The organism is Parapedobacter sp. (genome assembly GCF_053550995.1).
The window spans coordinates 41842-67740 of record NZ_JBMQOC010000115.1 but is presented as its reverse complement, the minus strand read 5'-3'; the positions used below and the strand labels follow the sequence as shown (position 1 = coordinate 67740).

At 50.6% G+C, this 25899-nt stretch carries 20 protein-coding genes and 1 pseudogene; 10 read left to right on the top strand and 11 right to left on the bottom strand.

Features of this window, described 5'->3' with window-relative positions; translation table 11 throughout:
- The 3 genes and pseudogenes from ACO1NT_RS15750 to ACO1NT_RS15740 all read right to left on the bottom strand — a co-directional run.
- Nucleotides 1–171: pseudogene (locus ACO1NT_RS15750) on the bottom strand (riboflavin synthase); the annotation flags it as partial.
- Nucleotides 172–189: 18 nt separating this feature from the next.
- On the bottom strand, nt 190–1824 hold the full coding sequence (gene lnt / locus ACO1NT_RS15745) for an apolipoprotein N-acyltransferase (RefSeq protein ID WP_449049696.1): 1635 nt from the start codon (nt 1822–1824) through the stop codon (nt 190–192).
- 2 nt (nt 1825–1826) lie between these two features.
- A complete protein-coding gene (locus ACO1NT_RS15740; protein WP_449049695.1) occupies nt 1827–2387 on the bottom strand; it encodes a PH domain-containing protein in 561 nt (186 codons plus the stop codon).
- Between the two features lie 311 nt (nt 2388–2698).
- Between ACO1NT_RS15740 and ACO1NT_RS15735 the strand changes: the two genes are divergently transcribed.
- The 5 genes from ACO1NT_RS15735 to ACO1NT_RS15715 all read left to right on the top strand — a co-directional run bounded on the left by ACO1NT_RS15735 (nt 2699) and on the right by ACO1NT_RS15715 (nt 9548).
- Entirely contained in the window at nt 2699–4042 is a 1344-nt protein-coding gene (locus tag ACO1NT_RS15735) for a Gfo/Idh/MocA family protein (RefSeq protein ID WP_449049694.1), read from the top strand.
- A gap of 14 nt (nt 4043–4056) precedes the next feature.
- Nucleotides 4057–5127, top strand: a complete 1071-nt coding sequence (locus tag ACO1NT_RS15730) for a DUF6807 domain-containing protein (RefSeq protein ID WP_449049693.1) — start codon at nt 4057–4059, stop codon at nt 5125–5127.
- Between the two features lie 14 nt (nt 5128–5141).
- Nucleotides 5142–6512, top strand: a complete 1371-nt coding sequence (locus ACO1NT_RS15725; protein ID WP_449049692.1) for a tagaturonate reductase — start codon at nt 5142–5144, stop codon at nt 6510–6512.
- Between the two features lie 45 nt (nt 6513–6557).
- A complete protein-coding gene (gene uxaC, locus ACO1NT_RS15720) occupies nt 6558–7961 on the top strand; it encodes a glucuronate isomerase (protein ID WP_449049691.1) in 1404 nt (467 codons plus the stop codon).
- Nucleotides 7962–8099: 138 nt separating this feature from the next.
- Nucleotides 8100–9548 (top strand): MFS transporter, encoded by a 1449-nt coding sequence (locus tag ACO1NT_RS15715; protein ID WP_449049690.1) that lies wholly within the window; start codon nt 8100–8102, stop codon nt 9546–9548.
- A gap of 81 nt (nt 9549–9629) precedes the next feature.
- Here ACO1NT_RS15715 and ACO1NT_RS15710 read toward each other — a convergent pair whose 3' ends face one another.
- The 4 genes from ACO1NT_RS15710 to ACO1NT_RS15695 form a co-directional block, all read right to left on the bottom strand.
- Nucleotides 9630–11408, bottom strand: a complete 1779-nt coding sequence (locus ACO1NT_RS15710; protein ID WP_449049689.1) for a DEAD/DEAH box helicase — start codon at nt 11406–11408, stop codon at nt 9630–9632.
- Nucleotides 11409–11544: 136 nt separating this feature from the next.
- Nucleotides 11545–12867, bottom strand: coding sequence for an OmpA family protein (locus ACO1NT_RS15705; protein ID WP_449049688.1), 1323 nt, complete (start codon nt 12865–12867; stop codon nt 11545–11547).
- A gap of 64 nt (nt 12868–12931) precedes the next feature.
- Nucleotides 12932–13672: a DUF3307 domain-containing protein gene (locus ACO1NT_RS15700; RefSeq protein WP_449049687.1), complete on the bottom strand. Its 741-nt coding sequence runs from the start codon at nt 13670–13672 to the stop codon at nt 12932–12934.
- Nucleotides 13669–14283 carry a hypothetical protein gene (locus ACO1NT_RS15695; protein ID WP_449049686.1) on the bottom strand — a complete coding sequence of 205 codons (615 nt, stop codon included), beginning with the start codon at nt 14281–14283 and terminating at the stop codon, nt 13669–13671. The genes ACO1NT_RS15700 and ACO1NT_RS15695 overlap by 4 nt, the downstream gene beginning before the upstream one ends.
- 232 nt (nt 14284–14515) lie before the next feature.
- Here ACO1NT_RS15695 and alaS point away from each other — a divergent pair, with 232 nt between their 5' ends.
- The 3 genes from alaS (at nt 14516) to ACO1NT_RS15680 (ending at nt 19036) form a co-directional block, all read left to right on the top strand.
- The gene (gene alaS, locus ACO1NT_RS15690; RefSeq protein WP_449049685.1) at nt 14516–17140 is read left to right on the top strand and encodes an alanine--tRNA ligase; all 2625 of its coding nucleotides are present in this window, start codon (nt 14516–14518) and stop codon (nt 17138–17140) included.
- 10 nt (nt 17141–17150) lie between these two features.
- Nucleotides 17151–18248 carry a redoxin domain-containing protein gene (locus tag ACO1NT_RS15685; protein WP_449049684.1) on the top strand — a complete coding sequence of 366 codons (1098 nt, stop codon included), beginning with the start codon at nt 17151–17153 and terminating at the stop codon, nt 18246–18248.
- A 101-nt stretch (nt 18249–18349) separates the two neighbouring features.
- Entirely contained in the window at nt 18350–19036 is a 687-nt protein-coding gene (locus ACO1NT_RS15680; protein ID WP_449049683.1) for a response regulator transcription factor, read from the top strand.
- Between the two features lies 1 nt (nt 19037).
- Here the strand turns inward: ACO1NT_RS15680 and hutG are convergent, their stop codons facing one another.
- The 4 genes from hutG to hutH are packed head-to-tail and all read right to left on the bottom strand — an operon-like array spanning nt 19038 to nt 24474.
- The gene (hutG, locus tag ACO1NT_RS15675; protein ID WP_449049682.1) at nt 19038–20060 is read right to left on the bottom strand and encodes a formimidoylglutamase; all 1023 of its coding nucleotides are present in this window, start codon (nt 20058–20060) and stop codon (nt 19038–19040) included.
- A complete protein-coding gene (gene hutI / locus ACO1NT_RS15670; RefSeq protein WP_449049681.1) occupies nt 20033–21307 on the bottom strand; it encodes an imidazolonepropionase in 1275 nt (424 codons plus the stop codon). The genes hutG and hutI overlap by 28 nt, the downstream gene beginning before the upstream one ends.
- Entirely contained in the window at nt 21261–22931 is a 1671-nt protein-coding gene (gene hutU, locus ACO1NT_RS15665) for a urocanate hydratase (protein WP_449049680.1), read from the bottom strand. Before hutU ends, hutI begins: the two co-directional genes overlap by 47 nt.
- Complete coding sequence (gene hutH, locus ACO1NT_RS15660; protein WP_449049679.1) at nt 22909–24474, bottom strand: histidine ammonia-lyase; 1566 nt, start codon at nt 24472–24474, stop codon at nt 22909–22911. The genes hutU and hutH overlap by 23 nt, the downstream gene beginning before the upstream one ends.
- A 205-nt stretch (nt 24475–24679) precedes the next feature.
- On the opposite strand from hutH, the gene ACO1NT_RS15655 reads away from it, so the two are divergent.
- Nucleotides 24680–25345 carry a tRNA1(Val) (adenine(37)-N6)-methyltransferase gene (locus ACO1NT_RS15655; RefSeq protein WP_449049678.1) on the top strand — a complete coding sequence of 222 codons (666 nt, stop codon included), beginning with the start codon at nt 24680–24682 and terminating at the stop codon, nt 25343–25345.
- Between the two features lie 25 nt (nt 25346–25370).
- The gene (locus tag ACO1NT_RS15650) at nt 25371–25865 is read left to right on the top strand and encodes a metallophosphoesterase family protein (RefSeq protein ID WP_449049677.1); all 495 of its coding nucleotides are present in this window, start codon (nt 25371–25373) and stop codon (nt 25863–25865) included.
- The last annotated feature ends 34 nt before the right edge of the window (nt 25866–25899 follow it).

The window sequence follows — 25899 nt, the reverse complement described above, 5'->3', positions numbered from 1 at the left end:
ATGCTCACCCGGCGCCAAGGCGACCACCGTAAGACAAACCCCATTATGCGAGATGCTCTGGTCGATTTTCAACTCGTCCGATAGGGTTGAGGCGACCGTGATGTGGAGATTGCCCGCTTCTTCCCGTAAATACGTTACGCTGCCGAGGGTTTCAATGATGCCGGTGAACATGTTTTAGTCGTTATTCTATTATTGCCTAAATCTAACCATTTTTTTCCGCTTTGCTAAACCAAGTACAACAAGGAAGCCGAATACGGCACTGCCGGCGAGCCCCATGTAGGCGAGATAGTCGCCGGTCGATACATATAATGTGATTTCCTCGTTGAGGTTGATGTCTTGTTTGAGGGCGGTAGGCACCCACCAAGCCGTGCGTTGCACGACGTCGCCCCGCTGATTGATGAATGCGGAGATGCCCGTATTGGCCGATCGCGCGACCCAACGCCGTGTTTCGATGGCCCGTAATTTGGCGTAGGCCAGGTGCTGATCTTTCCCGGCGGTATCGCCCCACCAGCCATCGTTTGTAACGATGGCGATGAATTGCGCGCCTTCCCGGACGTATTCGGCCACGTAATTACCCCAGATCGATTCATAACAGATAACGGGAGCTGCACCGATACCGCTCTGCGAATAGAAAACCGAAGGCTTGTCCTGGCTACCGTAGCCACCTGTGGTGCCGCCGAAGCCCGCAAAAAGCGGTTTCATGAATCCCAGCGCTCCAGCGAATGGGAATTGCTCTGCACCGGCCACCAACTTGGACTTGTGGTAGAATTGGAGTTTTGCCGAATTTTCAATCAGCACGGCCGAGTTGAAAGCATCGTAGTAAACACCGTCGTACGCCCGTGCCGTTGGTGTCCGACGCTCGCCATAGACCCGATAACCCTCTATGCCGGAAAGTACGTTCCCATTTTTGTATTGTTGTAAGAATTGCTGGATACGGAGGAAGGCGGGGTGCTCGTAAAAACGCTCCTCATCAAACCCGCCTTGCCGGGCGATGGCCGTTTCGGGCCAGATGAAAAACTCCGTGTTCGGCTGCGCTATCGAATCCGATAAACGCATTAAGTTGTCGATTTGCTGTTCAGGCGTAATAAAGCTGAATTTGCCATAGGGGTCGACATTCGGCTGTACCACCACTACATCAGATGGGTTTTGGTGCTCCTCGTAGCTGGAATAGCGGTATAGCGACCATGCCGAAGGTACGCCAACAAGGAGAATAAGCCCACCCACCAGTTTATATCGGTGTGCAGGCCGAAAGCCATCCTTGGCCGACAGGATAATGAGGAAAAGCAGGATGTTACTTGCCCATATCCATATCGTGCCGCCGTATACCCCGGTATATTCATACCACTGCACCAATTGGTGTGTGCCTGCAAATCCGTTGCCCAAAGTCATCCACGGGAAGGCCAAGTCCCAACTTTGGTGCAGGTACTCGTAGGCGATCCAGAAGGAGGCCAGCCCAACCAGCGACCATCCAATGGCATACCGTTTACGCAATTGGTAATACAACCGGAAGGCCAATGCCATCAATAAGGCAGCAAGCCCGAAGGGAATCAAAGAAACGAACGCCGCGGCATAAACGGGCATCACGGCATCCATGGCATTGAAAACCCAGTAGATGGAGGCTGTGTTCCACACCAGGCCGGTAAGTCCGCCCAGCAAAAACACCTTACGGCCTTTCCGGAGATAATCACCGCGTAAAACGGTTTCGAGTGCCAACAGGAGCGGTACAAAGGCCACCCAAAGCAAGGGCGATGTATAGGAAAATGGCGGCCATGCCAACCACAGCAAGAGCGCACTTGTTAAGGCCAATAGATAGTTTTTTTTCACGGCTACAGTTGGGATAACAGTTCGCGTTTCTTGTTTTCGTATTCTGCCTCGGTAATCAGTTCGCGCTCAAACAGTGTTTTCAATTTTTTGAGTTTTATCGTGAGCTCGTCGCCGGGATCGGCTACGTCCAGTTGGCCCGGCAGCGTATCCATGCCATTGGCTCCATCTGCAGCAGATGGCGCTTGCAGTGCTTCCATGCCTGCCCGGTACAACTTGCGTACCTGCTCTTTGGGGATGTAGGCCATAGTAAGGGTTTCCCCATCGTGTTTCGTAAAGGTCACTTGGCTCCCCAAAATGCCCTCCTTGAAGGATAGGTCTTCGATATCCTTCCAAGGAACGATATCAAAATCGGTCGCCAATCCCCATTTGGTCGATTTACAGATAAATATCCGCTTGTTTGTAAGTGCAAGGCTATTCGGAAACAAGGTGACCGCCGGCTTTTTCTGCACGGCGATGTACGTAATCTCCTCGCCCGCTGGGGCCAGCATATCCTGTAGCTTCAGCAGCAGTTTTTCCACTGCTATGGGGTCTTGACCGTCGTTGATATATGGGTCGATGCGCATCGTAATTTTGCCACTAATATAGGAAAGATTTGTTATCATGCGATATGGCCACGGGATACAACATGGTAATACCCGGAGACAACATTGTATCGACAAGACATCGTCTTGTTTCGACAAAAAACGAGGTTGTGTTGGTACAGTGTAGCACCGATGATCAAACGTGTTTGAATGGTTACCGGTATCGATTGCGTAGATTTATTTCCCGGTAATCTATTATTTTCCCCCGAAACACCTTAATATTGTGTGTGCATAGCCCCGCGTGGCTTACTGTCCAAGTTGCAAAGTTAATTACCATTATAAAATCAAAAAAGATGAAACCAACAAGTTCACGTCGAGAGTTTATCAAAAAGGCTTCATTGGGAGCCGGTGTCGTCGGACTATCCGCCATGGGGTTCAGCGCGAAGAGTTACAACAAGATTATAGGGGCCAACGACCGGGTAAGGGTGGGTATCGTTGGTTTCTCCAACCGGTTCCGAAGTTCGCTCTTTCCCTGCTTCATGAATCACGCGAAGTCCCAAAATTTTGAATTCGTTGCCGTCTCGGACCTGTGGAACCGGCGTCGCGACGAGGCTTATGCCTACGTGAAGGAAAAGTCGGGTGTCGAAATTGCGAAATACCGGAATAACGATGAGCTCTTTCCGCGAAACGATGTAGACGCGGTGATTATCAGCACAGCGGATTTCCAGCACGCATTGATTGCAGCGGACGCTGTTCGGCACGGCAAGGATGTGTATGTAGAGAAGCCGCTAGCCGAAACGATGGAAGATGCCAAAGTGGTACGCAAAGCGGTGGAGGAAACCGGTAAGATATTGCAGGTAGGCTCACAACGCAGGAGCGCCCCCAACTACATTGCGGCCAACGAATATATCCGATCGGGCAAATTCGGCGATATTAAAATGGTTGAAATGACCTGGAACGTGAACCAACCCGGCCGCTGGCGTTTGCCCCAGCTCACCAAGGAAATCCGCGAACAGGATACCGATTGGAACCGCTTTTTGATGAACCGTCCGAAAGTGGCGTGGAACCCGCGTTATTACCTCGAGTACCGATTGTTCTGGCCTTATTCGTCCGGGATCTTCGGCCAGTGGATGGCGCACCAAATCGATACCGTCCACTGGTTTACCGGTCTGCCCCACCCGCGTAGCGTAGTGGCAAACGGGGGTATATACCTGTGGAATGACGGCCGCGCCAATCCGGATACACTTACCGCGGTAATGGACTACGGTCCGGCGAATGATCCCACCAAAGGTTTCCAAGTGCAATATTCGTCGCGCTTTACCAACTCCGCGGGCGGGGTGAAAGAATTGTATTTTTCCAATGGCGGATCCCTGAACCTTGATACCAACGAAGTAACGTCCGAAGGTGGATTGACGCAGCGCATGGCCGATCAAATGGGAATGAAGGAAAACCTATTGGAGCCGTTTACGCTGTCTGATGCCGCGAAAATCGAAACATCTGCGAATACCGGTGGCGATCCGATGACGTCGTTGCATATGCTCAATTGGATGGAATGCGTGCGAAGCCGCAAAAAGCCGAATGCCGATGTTGTGGCCGGATACAACCACTCCGTAGCCAATATCATGGGGCACACCGCGTACGAAACCGGCAAACGAGTGACATTCGACGACGAAAAACAGGAAGTGGTAGTTTCTTAAACAACGATTTGTAAATGAACCAAGCAAAAATCATACTTGGCGTCCTGGCGTTATCTGCTGCCGTTGTTGGCTGTGGGCAATCGCCGAAGGGACAGGGACAAGCGGAACAGATCGACCGGTTTTCGTTTGCGGAACAAACGGAAAACAATCGTATTGAGGTACGGTTGGATGGACAACCTTATACCTCGTATTGTTATGCCGATAGTTTGAAGAAACCGGTATTATACCCACTCCGTACCAAAGGAGGGCATTTCGTTACAAGGGGCTGGCCGGTGCAACCCCGCGCCAACGAACGTACAGACCATCCCCATCACCTCGGTTTGTGGTTTAATTATGGCGATGTGAATGGATTGGACTTTTGGAACAACTCAACCGCCATCCCGGCGGAGAAACGTATGGATTACGGTAGTATCCACCATGCCGCGGTGAACTCGATGGAAACCGATGGAAATACCGGCGTGCTCGACGTAACGAAATATTGGCAGGGCCCGCAGGGCGATAGCCTTTTAAGAGAAGATACCCGGTATGTGTTTGAGGTGGATGAGGAAGGCAATACCTCCATTACGCTCGATATCCAATTAACGGCACTGACCGATGTCTCACTCCGCGACAACAAAGAGGGCGTACTAGGTATCCGGCTGGCACGCGAGCTCGAACACCCATCTGATGAACCGGCTAGGTTTACCGATGCGAATGGAATCGTTACCGAGGTGGCGCAAGCCAACAACGATGGCGTAACCGGACATTACATCAGCAGTGAAGGTGTCGAAGGTGACAAGGTGTGGGGAACCCGGGCCAAATGGGTAACCCTCAACGGGGCCATTAAAGGGGAAGAAATTTCGCTGGTCATACTTGACCATCCGGGCAACCCGGGATATCCAACTTATTGGCATGCCCGCGGATACGGATTGTTTGCAGCTAACCCGTTGGGTCAAAAAGCACTTAGCGATGGGAGGGAGGAGCTGAATTTTTCATTGGATAAAAATGCATCTACCCGATTCAGATACAAGGTGCTTATCCATGCGGGGGGTAAATTGGATACCGCCGCTATCAACAATCAGTTTACAGCGTTTAGCGAGGATTAGCGATTTCGATTCGGATGGAATTATTGAATAGGGAAATTGTTGACGGAGCACTTTACCCGGAAAAAGTGCTGCAGTTCGGTACGGGTGTGCTGCTCCGTGGATTGCCGGATTATTTTATCGAAAAGGCAAATCGAGCGGGGGTGTTTGGGGGAAGTATCGTGATGGTGAAGTCGACAGGGTGGGGCGACATGAATCAATTCGCACGGCAGGATAATCTGTATACCATCCACGTAAAGGGGATCGTACGCGGGCACGAGGTACGGGATGTGTTGCAGGTATCGGCCATCAGCCGGGTGCTCGCTGCCGCCAACGAATGGGATGCTGTGCTAGCTACGGCCCGGAAGCCGGCATTGGCCATCATTATCTCTAACACCACGGAGGTGGGAATCGTGCTCGACAAACAGGATGATTTGTTTGCGTGGCCACCGGTGTCGTTCCCCGGTAAGCTGACCGCAGTTTTGTACGAGCGGTTCCAGACATTCGGTGGGGCAGAAGATAGGGGGCTTGTGATCCTGCCAACCGAACTCATCGACCGAAATGGTGATACGTTACGTGAAATCGTTATCGAGCTGGCGGAACACCATCGCTTGCCGCCCGATTTTATGGATTGGGTGAAAAGTTGTAACCATTTTTGCAACACATTGGTCGACCGGATCGTACCCGGGGCCTTAGGGGCGGCTGAGAAAAAAGAAGCGGAGAATCAGCTGGGTTACAGGGACGACCTAGCCATTATGGCCGAACCATTCTGCCTGTGGGCCATAGCGTCTTCGCATCCACGCGTGTTGGAGAGGCTTTCCTTCGCGCAGGTAGGGGGCGGAATCGTCATTGCGCCTGATATCGATAAATTTAAGGAGTTGAAACTACGCTTGCTCAATGGTAGCCATACGTTTGCGTGCGGGCTGGCCCTATTGGCAGGGTTCGGTACTGTAAAGGCGGCCATGGCAAATCAGGTCTTTTCGAATTATGTGAGGCAGTTGATGCAAAGTGAAATCATACCCACTTTGGTCGGAATAGGGATTGATAAAACGGAAGCAAAAACATTCGCGGACCAGGTAGTCGATCGGTTTGGCAATCCCTACCTCGAACATAAATGGGAAAGCATCAGCACCAACTATACCTCAAAGATGCGGATGCGGAATTTGATGACACTCGAAAGGCACTTCAAAACGGGAGATATTGTTGGCGCGAACGGGATGGCATTGGGCTTTGCGGGGTATTTGCTGGCCATGGGAAGAAGTGAACCCGTAAGGCTATTGGCAGCATGGGCAGAAGATCTGCAGCCGCTGGATGGTTTTCTGCCGGCAGTGAGAGGTTATGTGGAACAGCTCCAGCAACGGCCGGCCATAGCGGTTATCGAATCGACAATTGTCGGGTTTGATTTTTGAGGTAGGGTTTGGGTTTATGGTTTTAGGTTTACCATTGATAAACAAATGAAGGATTTTCTGGACAGGCAATTTCTGTTGAATACAAAGACAGCACAGGCGTTATATCACGATTACGCCGCAAATATGCCCATTATCGACTACCATTGCCACCTCCCGCCCCAACAGATCGCTGAAAACAAACGGTTTGATAATATCACCCAAGTGTGGCTTAACGGCGATCACTATAAGTGGCGTGCGATGCGCACGAATGGGGTGGATGAAAGTTATATCACAGGCGATAAACCCGATCGCGAGAAGTTCAGGAAGTGGGCAGAAACAGTACCCTATACCTTGCGGAACCCGCTGTATCATTGGACACACTTGGAGCTGAGACGCTATTTCGGTATTTCCAAGTTGTTGGGGCCGGATACGGCCGACCACATTTTCGACGAGACGAGAGAGAAATTGAAATCGCCCGAGTATCGCGTGCGTGGTTTGTTGGAGCGGATGAACGTTAAGGTAATCTGCACAACGGATGACCCGCTGGATACGCTGGATAATCACCGGGCGATGGCAGAAAAGGGCTTCGGCCTGCCGGTATACCCTGCGTTCCGACCCGACGCGGCGATGGACTTGAGTGATACGGTGAAATTCAATGGGTATGTTTCGCGGCTCGCAGGGGCCACCAATAGACCGATTTCCCATTTTACTGATTTTATCCGTGCGCTAAATGACCGCCATGACTTTTTCGCCACGATGGGCTGTACGGTATCCGACCATGGACTGGAAGAAATCTATGCCGACGACTATACAGACGATGACATCGATCGTATCTTTAAGGCGGCCATTGACAACGACCCCATATCACCCAGGGAACATCGTCAATTCAAGTCGGCTATGTTGTATCTATTTGCGCAATGGGATGCCGACAAGGGTTGGGTACAGCAGTATCACTTGGGCGCCCTGCGGAATAACAACGCGCGTATGATGCGAAAATTGGGGCCCGACACGGGCTGGGATTCAATCGGTGATTTCAGTCAGGGGCGTGCCCTGTCTGCATTCCTGGACCGGCTCGACCAAAACGACCAATTGGCCAAAACCATTGTCTATAATCTCAATCCGGCAGATAATGAGTTGATGGCCACCATGATCGGTAATTTCAATGACGGTTCCATACCCGGCAAAGTCCAATTTGGATCGGCATGGTGGTTCCTCGACCAAAAGGATGGCATGACCAAGCAGATCAATGCCCTGTCTAACATGGGATTGTTGAGCCGATTTGTGGGCATGCTTACCGATTCGCGGAGCTTCTTGTCATTTCCCAGGCACGAATATTTTCGGCGCTTGCTGTGTGACCTGTTTGGAACGGAGGTCGAAAACGGCGAATTGCCCAATGACCAGAAGTGGATAGGGCAGGTAATACAGGACATCTGTTATAACAATGCCAATCGGTATTTCGGCTGGGAGTAATAGGCTGCCGCGAATTGCACGAAAACGATTTCGCAGAATTTCGAGTGGGAAAGGTAGTCGATTCAACAAGTCTTTCTATATTTGGAGAGGCGTAAACGTTTACGCGTAATAAATCTAATCATTTTTGATGCTTGTATTATGACTTCTCAACCGTTAAGTAACTATCGATGGAATATCTGTGCGCTTTTATTTTTCGCGACTACGATAAATTACTTGGATCGGCAGGTGTTATCCCTCACGTGGAAGGATTTTATCGTGCCGGAATTTCATTGGAGAAATAACGACTATGGTAATATTACCGCTGTATTTTCAATCGTTTATGCCGGTTCGATGCTTTTTGCAGGGCGGTTGGTCGATTGGATGGATACCAAACGCGGGTTCCTGTGGGCCATTGGTATTTGGTCGGTAGGGGCGTGCCTCCACGCGTTTTGTGGGATCGCTACATCGGGCATCCTCACGGGGAATTGGTTCGTCGGGTTCGAAAAGGCGAAAGAGCTCATAGGTACCGTTGGCGATGCGGGCGCGGTGATTTCGGTCAGTGTAACCCTGTTTGTGTTTGCGCGAATCATCCTGGCCATCGGGGAATCGGGGAACTTCCCGGCGGCGATTAAAGCGACTGCGGAGTTTTTCCCGAAAAAAGACCGCGGGTTTGCCACGAGTATCTTCAACGCGGGTGCAACGGTCGGCGCACTAGCGGCACCGCTAACCATACCGTTTATCGCAGCGGCTTATGGATGGGAGGCTTCATTTGTTATTATCGGCGCCTTAGGGTTCGTGTGGATGGGCTTCTGGATATTCATGTACAATAAACCACACGAGCACCCGCGGGTAAACACCGCCGAATTGGCCTATATCCAGCAAGATGACCTTCTCGATAAGGAGCTGCTTTCAACCGCAGAGGTGACGGCTCCGCGTAAAAAGATGTCTTTTGCACAAGCATTCAAGTACCGGCAGACTTGGGCTTTCGCTGCAGGTAAATTTATGACCGACGGCGTATGGTGGTTCTTTCTTTTCTGGACTCCGGCCTATCTCAGTTCGGTGTATAGCTTGGATTCTACGGAGAGTGCCTGGCATATCTTTTCGCTGTACGCACTTACGTTGCTTTCGATCATAGGGGGGTGGTTACCTACCTATTTTGTCGATAAACAAGGCATGAATCCTTATGCCGGACGTATGAAAGCGATGCTTATCTTTGCTTTTTTCCCCTTGCTGACATTGCTCGCGCAGCCATTGGGCCATATTTCCGTATGGATTCCAGTGATTATTATCGGCATTGCCGGGGCGGCGCACCAAGCTTGGTCGGCTAATATCTTTTCTACGATTGGCGATATGTTCCCGCGCTCAAGCGTGGCTACCATTACCGGGATAGGCGGGATGGCCGGAGGGGTGGGAGCATCTCTTATCAGTAAAGGCTCAGGCATGTTATTCGATTATTCGGTCGACACCAATTTGAAGTTCATGGGTTTCGAGGGAATCGAGTCGGGGTATTTCATCATTTTTTCCATCTGTGCGATAGCCTATCTGATTGGGTGGCTCATCATGAAATCATTGGTTCCGCACTATGAACCCATAACCGATATTGATTGATAGGCTAGTGAATGCCGCCAACAAAAAAAGTCCTTTAGCGCGATGGTGCTAAAGGACTTTTGGTTTTTAGGATATGGTGTGTTACCAACGGCTTTTTTCCCGGCGCTTACCGGAGAAGTTGCTACGGAACCCACCACCGCCTTGCTCGCGCCGGCGACGATTCCCGCCTTCTCCTCCACCGTTCCGGAATGAACGACCGCGTTTTTCTCCGCGACCCTCACGATGTCCTTCGCCGGCATTTTCCACACGTACTGAACGTCCGTTGAAATCAACGTTTTGGAATCCGCTAAAGACCTTTTCGACCGAGGTGTTCTCCACTTCAAAGAAAGTGTATACGCCCTTGAGGTCGATTTTGCCAACAGCTTTCCCGCTGATCTGTGTATTGTTGCAAATGTAGCCCAAGATGTCGCCGCGGGTGAATTCATCGACGGAGCCGAGGTTGATGAACAACCGGGTATAGTCTGATTTATATCCACCCCGATCGGAACGGTCCGCTCTACCGCCACGGTCGAATCCTCCACGTACCTCGCTAGCGTCTACATTCAGGTCGGGTGCATTCTGGTAATATTCCAAAAAGCGGTTGAACTCCAATGACGCGAATCGCGCGATGATGTCTTCTTTGCTCAACTCACCTAAGCTTTCCATGATTTTGGGCAGGTAAGGATCGATGTGGTTGTTGTTCACATCAACTTCGTTTACCTTATCGATGAATGCGAAGAGTTGTTTCTCGACCACGGCATCAGCTTTCGGCACCTCCATCTTGATGAATGGTTTGCCAATTACCTTTTCAATACGCCGGATCTTACCCACTTCTTTTAGGTTGATCAACGAAATGGAGATACCCGTTTTTCCGGCCCGTGCCGTACGGCCACTCCGGTGGGTGTAGTTTTCGAGTTCGTCGGGCAAGGAATAGTTGATCACGTGGGTGACATCGTTTACGTCGATGCCGCGCGCGGCGACATCGGTAGCGATCAACAGCTGCAAACTGCGGTCGCGATAGCGTTTCATCACCTTGTCGCGCTGTTGCTGCGAAAGGTCACCGTGCAATGCATCTGCATTGTAACCGTCTTTGATCAATGATTCGGCAATTTCCTGTGTCTCGATTTTGGTGCGGCAAAATACAATACCGAAAATCTCGGGATTGGAATCGACGATACGTTTGAAGGCCGCATACTTGTCGCGCGCACGGATAACGTAGTAATGGTGCTCGATGTTTGCATTTCCCGTGTTTTTGGTGCCCATAGTCAGCTCGAACGGATCGGTCATGTATTTTTTTGCGATCCGGCGAACCTCAGCAGGCATGGTGGCTGAAAAGAGCCACGTTTTTTTGTCTTCGGGAGTCGTCGACAGAATATTGTTGATGTCTTCCTGAAAGCCCATGTTGAGCATTTCGTCGGCTTCATCCAATACGACGTAACGTACATTAGAAAAATCAATGGCTTTTCGGCCAATGATATCGAGCATACGACCCGGTGTGGCAACGACGATTTGCACACCGCGACGGATCTGACGCAATTGATCGCCGATGCTCGCGCCACCATAGACGGCGACAACATGTACATCTGGAAGATTTTTCGCGTACTTCTCAATGTCTTTGGAAATCTGTAAACAAAGCTCACGCGTAGGGCAAAGAACGAGTGCCTGTGGGTGTTTTTGTGAGAAATCCAACAATTCTAATAAAGGCAGACCAAATGCTGCGGTTTTGCCGGTACCGGTTTGAGCTAATCCGACAAAATCGTTGCTGCCTCCAAGTAATACGGGAACGGCTTGTTCCTGGATAGGAGTAGGGGCTTCAAACCCTAACTCTGAGATGGCATTAACAATATCATGACGGATCCCCAATTCAATAAATGGGTTCATGAATATTTTATATACAATAGGCACTATTGCCTAAGGCGGTGCAAAGGTACGGTTAATCTATTGAAATTCAAAGGGGAAAAATAAAAGGCTGTGTGGATTGTCCAGACAGCCTTTGTTCGTTATGGTATATGCTTTTCTAATACAGCGTAAACTCAACCCGGCGGTTTTCCTGCCGACCAGCAGCGGTATTGTTGCTCGCAATAGGTTGGTTTGGCCCGTATCCGGTGGCTTCAATGCGCGATGGGTTTGCCCCTTTGCTTACCAAATACGCTTTTACGGCTTCAGCCCGCTCCTTGGAAAGCCGCATGTTGGTTTGCATCGATCCTGTGTTGTCGGTATGGCCTGCCAATTTCAAGCTGAAGTTCTTCTCAATAAGAAGGGCCGCTACCTTGTTGAGGCTAGCATGTGACGCGGCACGGATGGTGGCTTTTCCCAAATCGAATTCGAGGTTCTGGATGGCCTCGTCAACCACTCGCCTGTCTTCGTCGCTCACAACAACTTTCTGCACAACTGGGGCTTTTGGCTCGGGGAGGGGGCAACCAGCACCATCGACTTTGGTGTTTTCAGGTGTATCTGGGCATTTGTCGTAGCGGTTGGCAACACCATCGCCATCGTCATCGGCGAGGTCGGCGTAGAGACGCTCTACCTGTTCCTGTAATCTGGCGTTTTCCGCCTGCTGGGCTTCCAACGCTGCTTTTTGTGCAACGATTTCGTCATATTGGGCTTGGTAATCTTTCTGCATGGCCGATACGGGATTGCTGTTGCCCAAAAAGGGTTTGCTCTTATCGCCCAAGGCAAACTCAACACCCAAATGGGTGTAAGAGAATATGTCTTTCGAACCACCGGCGCTTACACCGTCGAAATTCGCCGATTGTACAAGATTGAGGCGGTAGCCGAGATCGATGGCAATATCGGGTGTCACCGCAAACTTCAATCCCGCGCCGCCAGGGACGAACAATTTGGTGGTTTGTTCGTGTGTTGTCGTCGTTCCGTTGATTTGGGTTGTCGGCTCAAAACCAAGGGCCCCCAAACCGAAGTTTACGTAGGGTTTGATAATGCCTTGGTGGTGCCGCCAGTTGATGTTGGCGAGTGTGACATTACCGGAAATAGCAATAGACCAAGGCATCTTGGTCTCGAAACGGTTATCGTTGTTTTCATATGCGCCCGTCACTTTGCCCCCTATGTATTCAGCTTGGATACCAAAACCCGGTAGGATTTGGCGCTTCACGTACAGGCCATACCCGAGGCTTTGTTCCATTTTATCGAATTTACGGCGTAAGCCAATCAGGTTGGATTGATTCATCAAGCCTACGTGGGCGCCGATAGACCATGTCCGGTATTCGGATTCCGGGGCAAATGGTTTTACATCATTGATAACGGGTGTTTGTGCCATCAGTTGGGTGGCTGAAAGGATTCCTATGCCGGCTAGTAATCCTACTTTGGTAAACTCTTTTTTCATTAATTGTATTTGTTTATGCAATGATTTTGATTTTGTGAGCTTTCGTGCAATTAGCGCGCCAGTTTTATTCGATTCGGGGTGCGATACGTAAATAGATAAGTCCTATGAGAATAGCAATCCCGAAACTGAGGAGCGTGCCGATTAATACATATTCGGTGAGCTTTCGGTCTTTCCCGCGCCGTAGGTCGCCGAAGCGGAAGATGGATTTGGCGGCTAATAGAAAGCCGATGGCCTCCCAATGGTCGGTGACGACGAACAAGAATACAAAGAGGCGCTCCAACACACCAATGAAACGGCCAGCCTTGATGAGCGATGCTTCGTCCTTAAACAGTGCCTTTTCCTGCTCCTCCATGGTGTCTGGCCTCCATTGAGCAATCACTATTTTTATCAATACTGCCGGTACGAAGATGAGAAGAGCCAAGACGGTGAGGAAAAGTATACGGCCCGGCGTGATGATATGCTGCCACGCGATGCTAAAAGGTTCGTATAGGTATACCACTAATGCCAATGTAGCGAGGTGTAAGGCCTGGTCGATCAGGAAGTAAACCAAGATGTAACGATTTCGCTCCATATATAGTTTAGCCAGATCGATGAGATAGTGGGATAGGATAATGATGATGAAGCCTAGCCAATAGGTAGTGTCGAAACGGAGGAAGAGGGCGATGAGGGTTGCGTGGATGAGAAGGTGTGCATAAAGTCGCGTCGATTTATGCTTATAACGCTTCTTGTCCGCTACCCAACTGGTCGGTTGGAAGCAGAAATCGCCCAGGATATGCGCGAGGAGTAGTGTGAGAAATAACGTCATCCCGTTGTCTTTTGCAATATAGACTCCCTGAAGTAAATCGCCATCTTCATGATTTCATCGTATCCGGCACGTTGTTGGCGCTCGCTGATGCGCCCTTGGCTGATTTTTAAGAGGTTACCCAACTCTAGCTGGGTTTTACTGGGGTTTTCGATGGCCAGCGCTATGATTTCGGCCGAGTTAGGGGTCCAGCGATCCATGGTTAGCGAAGCTAGTTCCAAACAGATGTTGATGGCTCTGTCCACCTCTTCCCAGGGTGAACGGATGGCTAACTTGTTTTTTTTCAATTGATCGAATAGTCGCCCGGAATGCACGAATGCGTCCCCATTTGCTTCACTGATTTTTGGTGCATCATATGTTTTTGTGCCGATGCCGATAGCCATACGCACATCCAGCCCTGCTATTCGTTTAATAAGCGCTTTGATATGCAACGCCTTCAGAAGAGCGTTCTCTGGGTTTACGATTTCTACTTGGAAGCTGTCACCGCGCATGACCTCCCATACTTTCGGACTAGGTCCTTCGGCCGACAATACCGCCTTTAAGCTGGATAACCACTCGCTTGGGTCGGCAGCTTTTCTAGAATTGATAATATCGCCGGTTATGACACCTATCATGGGTCTCGTATAATATGATTTTGGTAAAGGTAGTTATTTTTAAGTAATCGGTATAGTTTTATCTGTTTTAAGGCAGATTTTTATAGTTATCTGGCTACTGGCAGATTTTAACCATTATCCGTTGTTAAACAGATAATTTCTCTTATAATCGCCTTCCTGAATCACCTCACCAGATTGTAATTACAGCCAATTTTGACTAAGTTTGCGCAATATATCAAACGCTATTTTTTAGATGACGAGCAGGGAAATCCGCGAAGCTTTTTTGGCCTTCTTTACTGGTAAGGGCCACCAAATTGTACCATCAGCCCCGGTAGTAATAAAAAATGACCCCACATTGATGTTTACCAATGCGGGCATGAACCAGTTCAAGGATATTTTTTTAGGGGAGGCACAAGCAACTTATCCCCGCGTAGCCGACACGCAGCGTTGCCTCCGGGTATCGGGAAAGCACAACGACCTGGAAGAGGTGGGGATCGATACCTACCACCATACGCTGTTTGAAATGCTTGGCAATTGGAGCTTCGGCGATTACTTTAAAAAAGAGGCGATTGCATGGAGTTGGGAATTACTCACCGAAGTGTATAAGCTGGATCGCGACAGGCTGTATGTGACGGTCTTTGAGGGCGACAGCGCAGACGGCTTGACAAAGGATGACGAAGCCTACGGATACTGGAAAGCATTTGTCTCGGAAGACCGTATCCTCATGGGCAGCAAGAAAGATAACTTTTGGGAGATGGGCGATACAGGGCCCTGTGGCCCCTGCTCGGAAATCCACGTGGATTGCCGGCCGGATAGCGAACGCCGCGCGGTAGACGGGAAGACTTTGGTCAACGCAGACCATCCGCAGGTAATCGAGATATGGAACCTCGTATTCATGCAATTCAACCGGCAACGAGATGGCTCGCTCAAACCACTACCGGCTAAACATGTAGACACGGGTATGGGCTTCGAACGGCTGGTGCGTGTTATACAGGGCAAACGCTCCAATTACGACACGGATGTGTTCCAGCCCATCATCGGATATATTGCAGCCAAGGCGGGGGTCAACTATGGGGAAGGCGAGAAAACCGATATTGCGATGCGTGTGATGGCCGACCATATCCGCGCCGTAGCCTTTGCCATTGCCGATGGACAATTGCCATCTAATAACAAAGCGGGGTATGTAATCCGCCGCATCCTAAGGCGAGGCGTGCGTTACGCTTATACATTTCTCCATTTCAAAGACCCTTTTTTACATGAGTTGGTGCCTTTATTGGCCAAGCAATTCGAAGGCGTATTTGACGAATTGATAGCGCAGCAGGATTTCGTGCAGAAAGTTGTGTTGGAAGAAGAGCAGTCATTCCTCCGTACCCTGGTATCCGGTGTGCAACGTTTTGAGAACTATGTTGCGGAACATCGGGCAATAAGCGGCGATTTTGCCTTCGAACTCTATGATACATTCGGCTTTCCAATCGATCTAACGGAACTACTCGCGAGGGAAAAGGGGGCAACGGTAGATATGCCTGCGTTCCATCGAGCCCTGAATGAACAGAAAAACCGGTCGCGGGCAGCCACGGCCATCGATGCCGACGATTGGGTGGTTTTGCGTGCCGGTGATGCGGTTGATTTTGTGGGGTATGACCATCTGGAATGTGAAACGGAAATCCATAAATACCGAAAAATTACCTTGAAGGGCAAAGATCAGTACCAAATTGTACTGGCTACCACCCCTTTTTATGCCGAAGGCGGTGGACAGGTAGGCGATACGGGACTATTGATAGGGATTGGCGGCCGGCCCGTTGCCGTAACGGATACGAAGCGTGAAAACGGACTGTGGGTCCATTATACGAAAGAACTCCCGAACAACCTCGAAGGAACATTTACGGCCAAAGTAGATGCAGTAAAACGAAGGGATACAGAAGCCAATCACTCGGCAACCCACTTGCTGCACGCGGCACTCAAACAGGTACTTGGCGAGCATGTAAATCAAAAAGGGTCTTTGGTCAATGCCAACTATTTGCGCTTCGACTTTTCGCATTTTACAAAAGTAGAAGAGGGGGATTTGATACAAATCGAACGGATAGTCAATGAAAAGGTCCGCGAAAACATCGCGTTGAAAGAAGAACGCGGTGTGCCGTTCCAGCAGGCTATTGATGCGGGAGTAACAGCGCTATTTGGTGAAAAATACGGAGATGAAGTTCGGGTAATTACATTTGACGAAAAATTTTCTAAGGAGTTATGTGGTGGTACCCACGTGCGCGCAACCGGTCAGATCGGGTTTTTCAAAATTATTTCGGAGAGTGCTGTTGCCGCCGGCGTACGACGCGTGGAGGCCATAACCGGTGCTGCCGCTGAACAATTTGTAGATGAACAAAGCCGGCTTGTCCGCGAATTGGGCGCATTGCTCAATAATCCCAAAGATGTGGTCTCGGCACTCGACCGGTTGCTTGAGGAAAACACTGCGCTGAAGAAAGAAGTGGAGCAGGCATTGGTTGCTAAAGCACTCCAGTTAAAAGCCGAATTGGCATCCAAAGCGGAAGATGTCAACGGTGTAAAGGCAATCATTGCACGGGTGGACCTGCCATCGGCGGACGGAGTGAAGACATTGTCGTATGCCTTGAAAGGCGACATCGACAACCTTTTTCTTGTATTGGGTACCGATATTGCCGGAAAGCCGGGACTAACGGTGGTCATTTCCGACACGCTGGTAAAGGAGCGCAATTGGAACGCCGCAGCGATTGTACGCGAGTTGGCTAAAGAAATCGGTGGCGGTGGCGGTGGACAGCCTTTCTACGCTACTGCGGGAGGCAAAGATATCAGTGGTTTGGATGGAGCTTTGAGCAAGGCCAAAACCTACATTCAGACGGGTATGATGTAAATTGAACGTAATGAAGAGATTGATTGTAGTCTTTGGATGGGTGGTGCTTTTATTGTCTTCTTGCGCCGGTGACGAGGTGTTTGTTATCGACGGGCAGGTACTCAACGCCCAAAGCATACAAACCGTGGCGCTCTATGAAGGCGAGCGTAAGCTGGACTCGGTTTTTATCGATGAGCAGGGGAGGTTCAAGTTTCAGCGACCGGCGTCGCATCCGCGGTTGCTTACCCTGGAAGCGGGCCAAAATAGATACCACCTCATTCTCCAAAACGGCGACCGGGTTACATTTCATGCAGACCTTGCGAAGCCAGTGGATACGTATGAGGTGATGGGGTCGCCGCTATCGGACAAGATAAAGCAGTTTGCAATAACGTTCGCTGAAAAAGAAAGGGCACAGTCCGAACTAGAAGCGTCGTTTGCCGACCAGGCTGCCGGATTGGATGACACCGCCTTGATGACGCTAAGACAGCGCTTTCTGCAGCGGTACCGTGAGCAGATGGCCGATTACACGGAGGCTGCGGTGCGTTTTGCCGACGAGCACGATGACCTCGCCGGGTTCTATGCCATGACGACGCTCGATACGGAGCTGGCCGAAGCGGAGTTGATTGACTATGCAGACCGTATTGCCGGTCGGTGGAGTGACAATGCCCGCGTGCGGCAATTCCTCGAAGAAATGGCCCGCTTAAAGCTACTGGCTATCGGACAACCTGCGCCCGACTTTGAATCGCTCACGCCAAACAACCAACCGGTGAACCTTTCCGATTTCAGGGGAAAATATACGCTGGTGGATTTCTGGGCATCATGGTGTGTGCCCTGCCGCCAAGAAAATCCAAATATTGTGGAGCAGTACCATCGCTTTAAAGACGAAGGGTTTACGGTACTTGGTGTGTCATTAGATGGTAATCCGGGAGCATGGATGCGGGCTGTCGAGGCGGATGGCTTGGAATGGACGCAAGTTTCTGATTTGCAGCAATGGGGCAGTGAAGTGGTAGGTTTATATCGTATACAAGCCATACCGACATCCTATCTGTTAGATCCCGATGGTATCATTATTGCCAAGAACCTGCGTGGGCCCGACTTGGCGGCTTTTCTGGAAAAGATATTCGAATAATACGTTTTTTGCGTTAATGAATGGTGTGGTTTAATGATTTGTTAATATTGATTTAACCATTTATTACCCTTATGTACATATTTTAGCAAAAAAATAACACCATGAGTTCCATCAAGCAAAAGATACTGGTAGTCGACGACGAGCCCGATATTGTGGAGTTGATAGCCTATAACCTTAAACGCGAGGGCTATCAGGTATATACGGCCGCAAATGGACAGGAAGCCGTAGCCACAGCCAAGAAGGTGATGCCAGATTTAATCATCCTGGATGTGATGATGCCCAAAATGGACGGAATAGAAGCCTGCCGCATCATGCGTGCTATGCCGGAATTCAAAAGCACATTCATGGTGTTTCTCACTGCCCGCAGTGAGGAATATTCTGAAATCGCTGGCTTTAATGTCGGGGCGGATGACTATATTGCGAAACCCATCAAACCCCGTGCGCTATTAAGTCGTATCAACGCAATCCTCCGCCGGAATATGCAAAACGAAGAGCTTGTCGAAGAGAAGCTGGAAGTCAAGGATCTTGTCATCGACCGAGAGGCTTTCCTTGTATTCAAAAATGGTGAAAAAATTGTCCTCGCCAAGAAGGAATTTGAATTGCTCTACCTATTGGCCTCCAAACCGGGGAAGGTCTATACGCGGGAGGCAATCCTCAAAAATATCTGGGAAGACGCCGTGGTAGTGACAAACCGTACCATCGACGTCCATATACGCAAGTTACGTGAAAAGATCGGTGAGGATTATGTTGCCACCGTGAAAGGCGTGGGGTACAAATTTGAAGCCTAGCCTAGCCATACTTCTCGGATAAACATCCTACGGTGTGGAAAATAATGGTTGCTGCGAGTTTCGCTGTCCGGCTATCGATGTCGATTGCCGGGTTCAGTTCCGCAATGTCGAACGACATCACTTTGCCGGTTTCGAGTACCCTTTCTAAACAATGGAAAAACACGGCGTCTGGCCGAATGCCGTTGTACGCAGTAGCGCTAACGCCGGGCGCATAAGGAGCGGCGAATACATCCATGTCAATGGTCACATATAATCGCTCATTTAATTGGCAAAAGCGTTCCACCAATCCGTCGAGCTGCCCATGATCGCACCCATCGAACTGCTCTGCAAGTATGTATTGGGTGCGCGTTTGGTGCGCGGTTTCGAATAGTTGTGGTGTGTTGCTCGTTTTTTGGATACCCAGTGCGAGGTAACGGAAGTCGGCTTTGGCGCTTTTGCAATGCCGTGCAATTTGCCAAAAGCCGGTTCCCGAGGTGGGGCCGCTTGTACTGACCCCTCGATTGTCAAAATGGGCATCGAAGTTGATTATACCTATATGCTGTTCATTTCTGCCTTTCAGAAACATGTCTATACCGCAATAATGGCCATAGGTTATCTCGTGGCCGCCACCCAATAGGATGGGAAATGCGCCGCGATCCAAAATTTTCGTTACGGCCAATGCGAGCTGTTGTTGTGCTGTTTCCAGGTCACCGTCGTCGCAGATGATATCCCCCGCGTCATAGATGTCTACGTGCGGATAATATACCGGAAGATTACTGAGTGCCTCGCGGATAGCGCTGGGCCCCTCCGCCGCGCCAATCCGCCCATGGTTTCGTTTTACCCCTTCATCACAGGCGAAGCCCAAAAGCACAATGGCGAATGCATTCCCCAAGTTTGCTGTTGGCGCCGTAAGGTTCACCAATTTTAGGTGTTGGTGCCAACGCCGGACAGCGGGGTCGTCCCCATCGTCCCTGCCTTTCCATAGCTCCTTGGTCGGTTCGAGGTAGAACCGGGGGGCTATCGAATCGGTTTTCCGTACTTCCATACCTGTATCGGTTTCAGTGTGCCCTGATGGTATAATATATCCCTATAATCTGCCGTTTGATAGGCTTGCATGTCGGCAATCCGGCCATTTTCCAATGTGCCGCGATCGGTGAGCCGCAGCGCATAGGCAGCCCTGAACGTAAGTCCGGCCAAGGTTTCGGCGAGCGTTAGTTTTTGATATGCACTCAATACCGACCCTTGTACCAATAGGTCGCCCATGGGGGCAGACCCTGGATTCCAATCACTCGCAATGGCCAAGCAAGCACCAGCGTCCAACAGCTTACGCGCCGGGACAAAGTCCATGCCCAGCCCCAATGATGCTCCGGGTAAGGCTACGGCTACCGTGTTTGACTCGGCCAATAACTTGATCTCATGGGGGGTGCTCGCCTCCAGGTGGTCTGCTGATACAGCGCCGCATGCCACGGCAGTGACGGAACCGCCAGGTGTGAACTGATCAGCATGGACGGTAAGTTCGAATCCCATCTGCCCGGCCCTTTGTAGGTAATACCTTCCTTCGGACTGGCTAAAAGCGGTTTGTTCAATAAAAATATCGGTACGGTTAGCCAGTCCCTCGCTTCGCACAATAGGCAACAGCACGGCCAGGACATGATGGAGGTACGCCATGTCGTTGGCATTAAAATCGCGCGGTTTGATATGCGCGGCAAGGCACGTGGCGAAAAGGTCTGCGGGGGTGAGCGTACGCGCATCGGCAATTGCACGAAGCATTTTCAGTTCGTTTTCCACATCCAACCCGTAGCCGCTTTTTACCTCCATGCTGGTTACGCCGGCCCGCAAGGCACTATTTGCCCGTGCGGCGGTCTGCTGGGCCAGTGCCGCCTGCGATGCTGCCCGTGTTTGGATGACGGAATCCCATATGCCGCCCCCAGCTTCTGCTATCTCCAAGTAGCTTTTTCCCGCCACCCGGAGGGCATAATCGGGGGCCCGGTTTCCAGCGAAGCAAATATGCGTGTGTGCATCGACAAATCCGGGAAGGAGCGTTTGCTGGCCTATGACTTCCTCCACCTCGGCAGCCGGGTATTGCTTGTGGAGGTCTTCGAAACGGCCTACGGCAACAATACGGCCGATATCAACAACGATACCACCACCGTAGAGAAGTTCTAGTTGGTCGTCTGCAAGCGGACCTTTTAGGGGCATTCCACGCAGGGTTATCAATTGGGAGAACGGGCCGATCAGCTTCATTTTATACAAGAATGTCAAATTGCCGACCACATTCAGTTGCTTTTTCATATCCCGCATCGTGATGCCGGAAGATGCCCATGGCAGGGTCGTTGTGTAGTACCCTGCGCAGACATTGCGCGGCACGGTCCGTCCCATCGGCAACGACCACCATGCCGGCGTGCTGGGCGTAACCCATGCCAACACCGCCGCCGTGGTGGAACGAAACCCATGTAGCCCCACCGGCAACGTTGCTCATTAAATTAAGCAGTGGCCAGTCTGAAACAGCATCAGAGCCATCCTTCATCGCTTCGGTTTCGCGGTTTGGGGAAGCCACGGAGCCGCAGTCAAGGTGGTCCCGGCCGATGACGATCGGTGCTTTTACCCTACCCGTTTTGACCAGTTCATTGAATAATAAACCTGCTTGCTCCCGTTCGCCCATACCCAGCCAGCATATGCGTGCCGGAAGGCCTTGGAAAGCTACTTTTTCCCTTGCTTGGCGGAGCCAATGGTGGAGCGCTTTGTTTTCGGGGAAATGCGCCATCAGCGCTTCATCGGTTATATAAATATCTTGGGGGTCGCCCGACAATGCCACCCATCGGAAAGGGCCTTTGCCTGCACAGAATAGAGGACGGATAAATGCCGGGGTAAATCCCGGAAAGTCAAAAGCACGTTGTTCGCCACCTTCCTTTGCAAATTCACGGAGGTTGTTGCCGTAGTCGAATGTTACGGCTCCACGGCGCTGCATTTCGAGCATGAATCCGACGTGCCGTGCCATGCTTTTCATAGCCCTTTTCTTATAAGCTGCCGGATCCGTAAGACGAAGCGCTGTCGCTTCGGCTAGTGTCATTTGATGGGGGATGTATCCCGATATTGGATCATGTGCGGATGTTTGGTCCGTCAGGATGTCGGGGATAATATGGTCTCGTAACAGTCGCTCAAGAAGATCGCCGGCATCGCTTACTAACCCGATAGAGAGTGGTTTTTTGTCGCATATCGCCTCACGTACCCATTGGATAGCTTCCGTGTATGATGTGGTCATTCGGTCGATATATTTGGTGTCCAAACGCTTTTGTATGCGCGACTCATCGACATCGGCACCTAGAAATACCGCACCGGCCATGGTGGCTGCCAGGGGCTGTGCGCCGCCCATTCCACCGAGTCCCGCGGTAACGAGTAGCCGGCCCCGGAGATTGCCGTCGAAGTGTTGTCGGCCGCATTCCACAAACGTTTCATAGGTGCCTTGTAAAATACCTTGCGACCCGATATATATCCAGCTACCCGCTGTCATTTGTCCGTACATCATCAATCCATTGGCACGCAGCTGGTTGAAATGTTCCCACGTGGCCCATTTGGGTACCAGGTTACTGTTGGCTATCAGCACGCGAGGTGCCTGTAGGTGCGTACGGACGATCCCTACCGGTTTACCCGATTGAACCAATAGCGAGTGGTCTTCATCCAGCGCGAGTAAAAGTTCAATGATCCGTTGCAGGGCCTCGGGGTTGCGGGCGGCTTGTCCGATGCCGCCATATACCACCAATTCTTCCGGGTTTTCAGCCACTTCGGCATTCAGGTTATTCAACAACATGCGGAGAGGAGCCTCCGTTTGCCAGCTTTTTGCATGGAGTTCTGCGCCGATGGGGGAAATGTAGTGGGGGTGGTTGGCGTATCGGTTAAGAAATGTTGAAAGCGTCATAAGCTGTTTGATTAAATTGGTTGTCATGTACCTTTGCAGCCTGGTTTGCGGCCGCTACAAATGCCCCGCTATGGATGAGTTGTTGGAGACCGTTGATGTCGTCGGCAAAAATGCGATCGCGCTCAGTAAATGGTATGTGCTTCCTGACCAATGTATGGCATGCTTCTAGTATCTCAGACGAGTGGAGTGGCCTGCGGAAGTCGATGGCCTGCGCCGCATACAGGAGCTCGATGGCCAGGATGTATTCGAGGTGATCGATGATTTTGTTCAATTTACGACCGCTGATAGAACCCATGGAAACATGGTCCTCTTGGCCGAGCGAGGTTGGAATACTATCGGCGCTGGCTGGGAAACAGAGGTTTTTGTTTTCGGAGACCAACGCTGCTGCGGTATACTGCGGTATCATGAAGCCCGAATTTAATCCGGCATCGCGGATGAGCAGTTTAGGGAGCCCGTAACGGCCTTCGATGATCAGGTAACATCGGCGGTCAGCGATATTTCCCAGTTCGGCGGCGCCGATGGCTGCATAATCGAGGGCAATGGCCAGTGGCTGGCCATGGAAATTCCCGCCGCTGATGGTGTCATGCGGACCTAGTATGATCGGGTTGTCGGTCACCGAATTGATTTCTATTTCGGTGAGGTCCTTGAGATGGAGCCATGCAGCACGCGACGCGCCATGTACCTGTGGTATACACCGCAGCGAATAAGGGTCCTGGACGCGGCCGCAGTCGGGATGCGAATTGGCAATTTCCGATTTATGTAGCAGCCGCCACAAACGATGGGCAACTAGCTGATTTCCGGGAAAGGGACGTATTTGATGCAAACGTGTATCAAAGGGCTTATAAGATCCCATCAGCCCCTCAAGTGACATGGCCCCTATAATATCGGCGGCCTCCAATGCGTTGTACATACGATATAGGCCGTGTACCGCATGGGCTGCAATGAATTGCGTGCCATTGATCAGCGCTAACCCTTCTTTCGGCCCGAGTTGAAGGGGTGGCATGCCCCGTGCTTGCAATACTTCTTTCGCTGGCAGCACCTCTCCTTTATAATGTACATGCCCGAAGCCAATAAGCGGTAGGAAGAGATGGGAAAGCGGCGCGAGATCACCGGAAGCACCCACCGATCCCTGTTCGGGCACTACGGGAATAATTTCCTGTTCGGCCATCCAGATGATGCGTTCAAGGGTACGTAGTTGTATACCTGAATACCCCTGGGCCAACGCGTGCGCTTTGATAATCATCATGGTTTTGGCAATCGATTTGGGGATGGGATTGCCCACACCAACCGCATGGCTTTTGAGCAGATTGTGCTGTAGGTTGGCCGTGTCTTTGGGACTGATGATGGTATCACAAAGTGGACCGAATCCCGTGTTAACGCCGTATACCACTTCATCGTGGTTTACAATATCCCTCACATACGATTGGGAGCGATCGATTTTATGCCTGTCTTTTGCGGATAATGTGCCGTGGAGCGTTCCATGCGTAAGTGCCATGGCTTTGCCTATCGTTAGTTGGTCAGTGCCGTATCGGAAATTCTTCATCGTCTATACATTGTGCGTGATTCGGTAATGCGTATGGAAAGCGCTTTTTGCAATGGTAACCAATATTCGTTTTTTTCCAAAATAAAAAGCCAATTTTTCTTTCGGTAGCTTCAATAGTGATATCGTGAAATTATTACGTTAATTTTGACCGGATATGTCTGTATTTCGGTTTAAACAATTTGCAGTTGACCAGTCAGGGTGCGCTATGAAAATAAATACGGATGGCGTGTTGTTGGCAGCAATGGTGGCTGCTGATTTTCCGAAACGCATCCTTGATGTGGGCACGGGAACGGGCGTGATTTCGTTAATGCTTGCACAGCGCTTCCCGTTGGCAACCATCGATGCGATAGAGATTGATACGTCGCCCGCCGATACTGCCCGTAGGAATTTCGAAGACTCACCTTTTGCATCGAGGCTTACAAGCCATGCCGTATCGTTGGTTGATTTCGACGGAAGGGCTCCCTATGACCTGATTGTATCTAACCCGCCGTTTTTTTTACGTTCCCTTCAGAACGATGATCGGCGGAAGCGGATGGCAAGGCATACGGATATGGGCTTTTTCGACGAATTATTGATGCGTTCGAAGCGATGGTTGGCCCCCACTGGGAGCTTACAGGTCATACTGCCACCTGATTTGGCCGACAGCATTGGAAAAAAGGCGGCTGAAGACCACGGGCTTGGTACACAGACCGCCGTAACCATCCGCTCGTTTGCTTCCCACCCACCGATAAGACGTGTCGTGTCGTTGGGTCAGCCGGGCGGTGGGGCAGATGGAGGCGATGCTTTTAAGGAATTGATTATTTACGAGCGCCACGGCACCCACAGTGCCGCATATAGGGAACTATTGCAACCTTTTTTTCTAGCATTATAAGATTGCCTATCTTCGCCTGCACGGTATGATACGAGTTGGATTGCTTTCGGATACGCATGGATACCTGGATGATTCCATTTTTACCCATTTTGATCGGTGCGATGAAATATGGCATGCCGGCGATTTTGGCAATATAGCCGTGGCCGATACGTTAGCCGCCTTCAAGCCCCTGAAAGGCGTTTACGGCAATGTCGACGGGCAGGATATCCGTGCCATTTACCCCGAGCATTTACGGTTCTCATGCGAAGCGGTGGATGTATGGATGACTCATATTGGCGGCTATCCCGGCCGTTATAATTCGCAGGTGAGATCGGCCATACAAATGGCGCCTCCCAAGCTCTTTATTTGTGGCCATTCCCACATTCTCAAGGTGATGTTTGACCAAAAGTTACAATGCTTGCATCTCAACCCCGGTGCAGCCGGAAAACACGGCTGGCATAAGGTCCGAACGCTTTTACGTTTTAGCATAGACGATAATCGTATCGAGAACCTTGAGGTGATTGAATTGGCTGTAAGATAGAAATTGAATTACACTAAGTTTTTGTTTTCTGTTT

Coding starts and splice junctions, on each gene's coding strand:
- ACO1NT_RS15740 (WP_449049695.1), bottom strand. CDS start 2,387: ATGCGCATCGACCCATATATCAACGACGGTCAAGACCCCATAGCAGTG.
- ACO1NT_RS15735 (WP_449049694.1), top strand. CDS start 2,699: ATGAAACCAACAAGTTCACGTCGAGAGTTTATCAAAAAGGCTTCATTG.
- ACO1NT_RS15730 (WP_449049693.1), top strand. CDS start 4,057: ATGAACCAAGCAAAAATCATACTTGGCGTCCTGGCGTTATCTGCTGCC.
- ACO1NT_RS15725 (WP_449049692.1), top strand. CDS start 5,142: ATGGAATTATTGAATAGGGAAATTGTTGACGGAGCACTTTACCCGGAA.
- uxaC (WP_449049691.1), top strand. CDS start 6,558: ATGAAGGATTTTCTGGACAGGCAATTTCTGTTGAATACAAAGACAGCA.
- ACO1NT_RS15715 (WP_449049690.1), top strand. CDS start 8,100: ATGACTTCTCAACCGTTAAGTAACTATCGATGGAATATCTGTGCGCTT.
- ACO1NT_RS15710 (WP_449049689.1), bottom strand. CDS start 11,408: ATGAACCCATTTATTGAATTGGGGATCCGTCATGATATTGTTAATGCC.
- ACO1NT_RS15705 (WP_449049688.1), bottom strand. CDS start 12,867: ATGAAAAAAGAGTTTACCAAAGTAGGATTACTAGCCGGCATAGGAATC.
- ACO1NT_RS15700 (WP_449049687.1), bottom strand. CDS start 13,672: ATGACGTTATTTCTCACACTACTCCTCGCGCATATCCTGGGCGATTTC.
- ACO1NT_RS15695 (WP_449049686.1), bottom strand. CDS start 14,283: ATGATAGGTGTCATAACCGGCGATATTATCAATTCTAGAAAAGCTGCC.
- alaS (WP_449049685.1), top strand. CDS start 14,516: ATGACGAGCAGGGAAATCCGCGAAGCTTTTTTGGCCTTCTTTACTGGT.
- ACO1NT_RS15685 (WP_449049684.1), top strand. CDS start 17,151: ATGAAGAGATTGATTGTAGTCTTTGGATGGGTGGTGCTTTTATTGTCT.
- ACO1NT_RS15680 (WP_449049683.1), top strand. CDS start 18,350: ATGAGTTCCATCAAGCAAAAGATACTGGTAGTCGACGACGAGCCCGAT.
- hutG (WP_449049682.1), bottom strand. CDS start 20,060: ATGGAAGTACGGAAAACCGATTCGATAGCCCCCCGGTTCTACCTCGAA.
- hutI (WP_449049681.1), bottom strand. CDS start 21,307: ATGAAAAAGCAACTGAATGTGGTCGGCAATTTGACATTCTTGTATAAA.
- hutU (WP_449049680.1), bottom strand. CDS start 22,931: ATGACGCTTTCAACATTTCTTAACCGATACGCCAACCACCCCCACTAC.
- hutH (WP_449049679.1), bottom strand. CDS start 24,474: ATGAAGAATTTCCGATACGGCACTGACCAACTAACGATAGGCAAAGCC.
- ACO1NT_RS15655 (WP_449049678.1), top strand. CDS start 24,680: ATGAAAATAAATACGGATGGCGTGTTGTTGGCAGCAATGGTGGCTGCT.
- ACO1NT_RS15650 (WP_449049677.1), top strand. CDS start 25,371: ATGATACGAGTTGGATTGCTTTCGGATACGCATGGATACCTGGATGAT.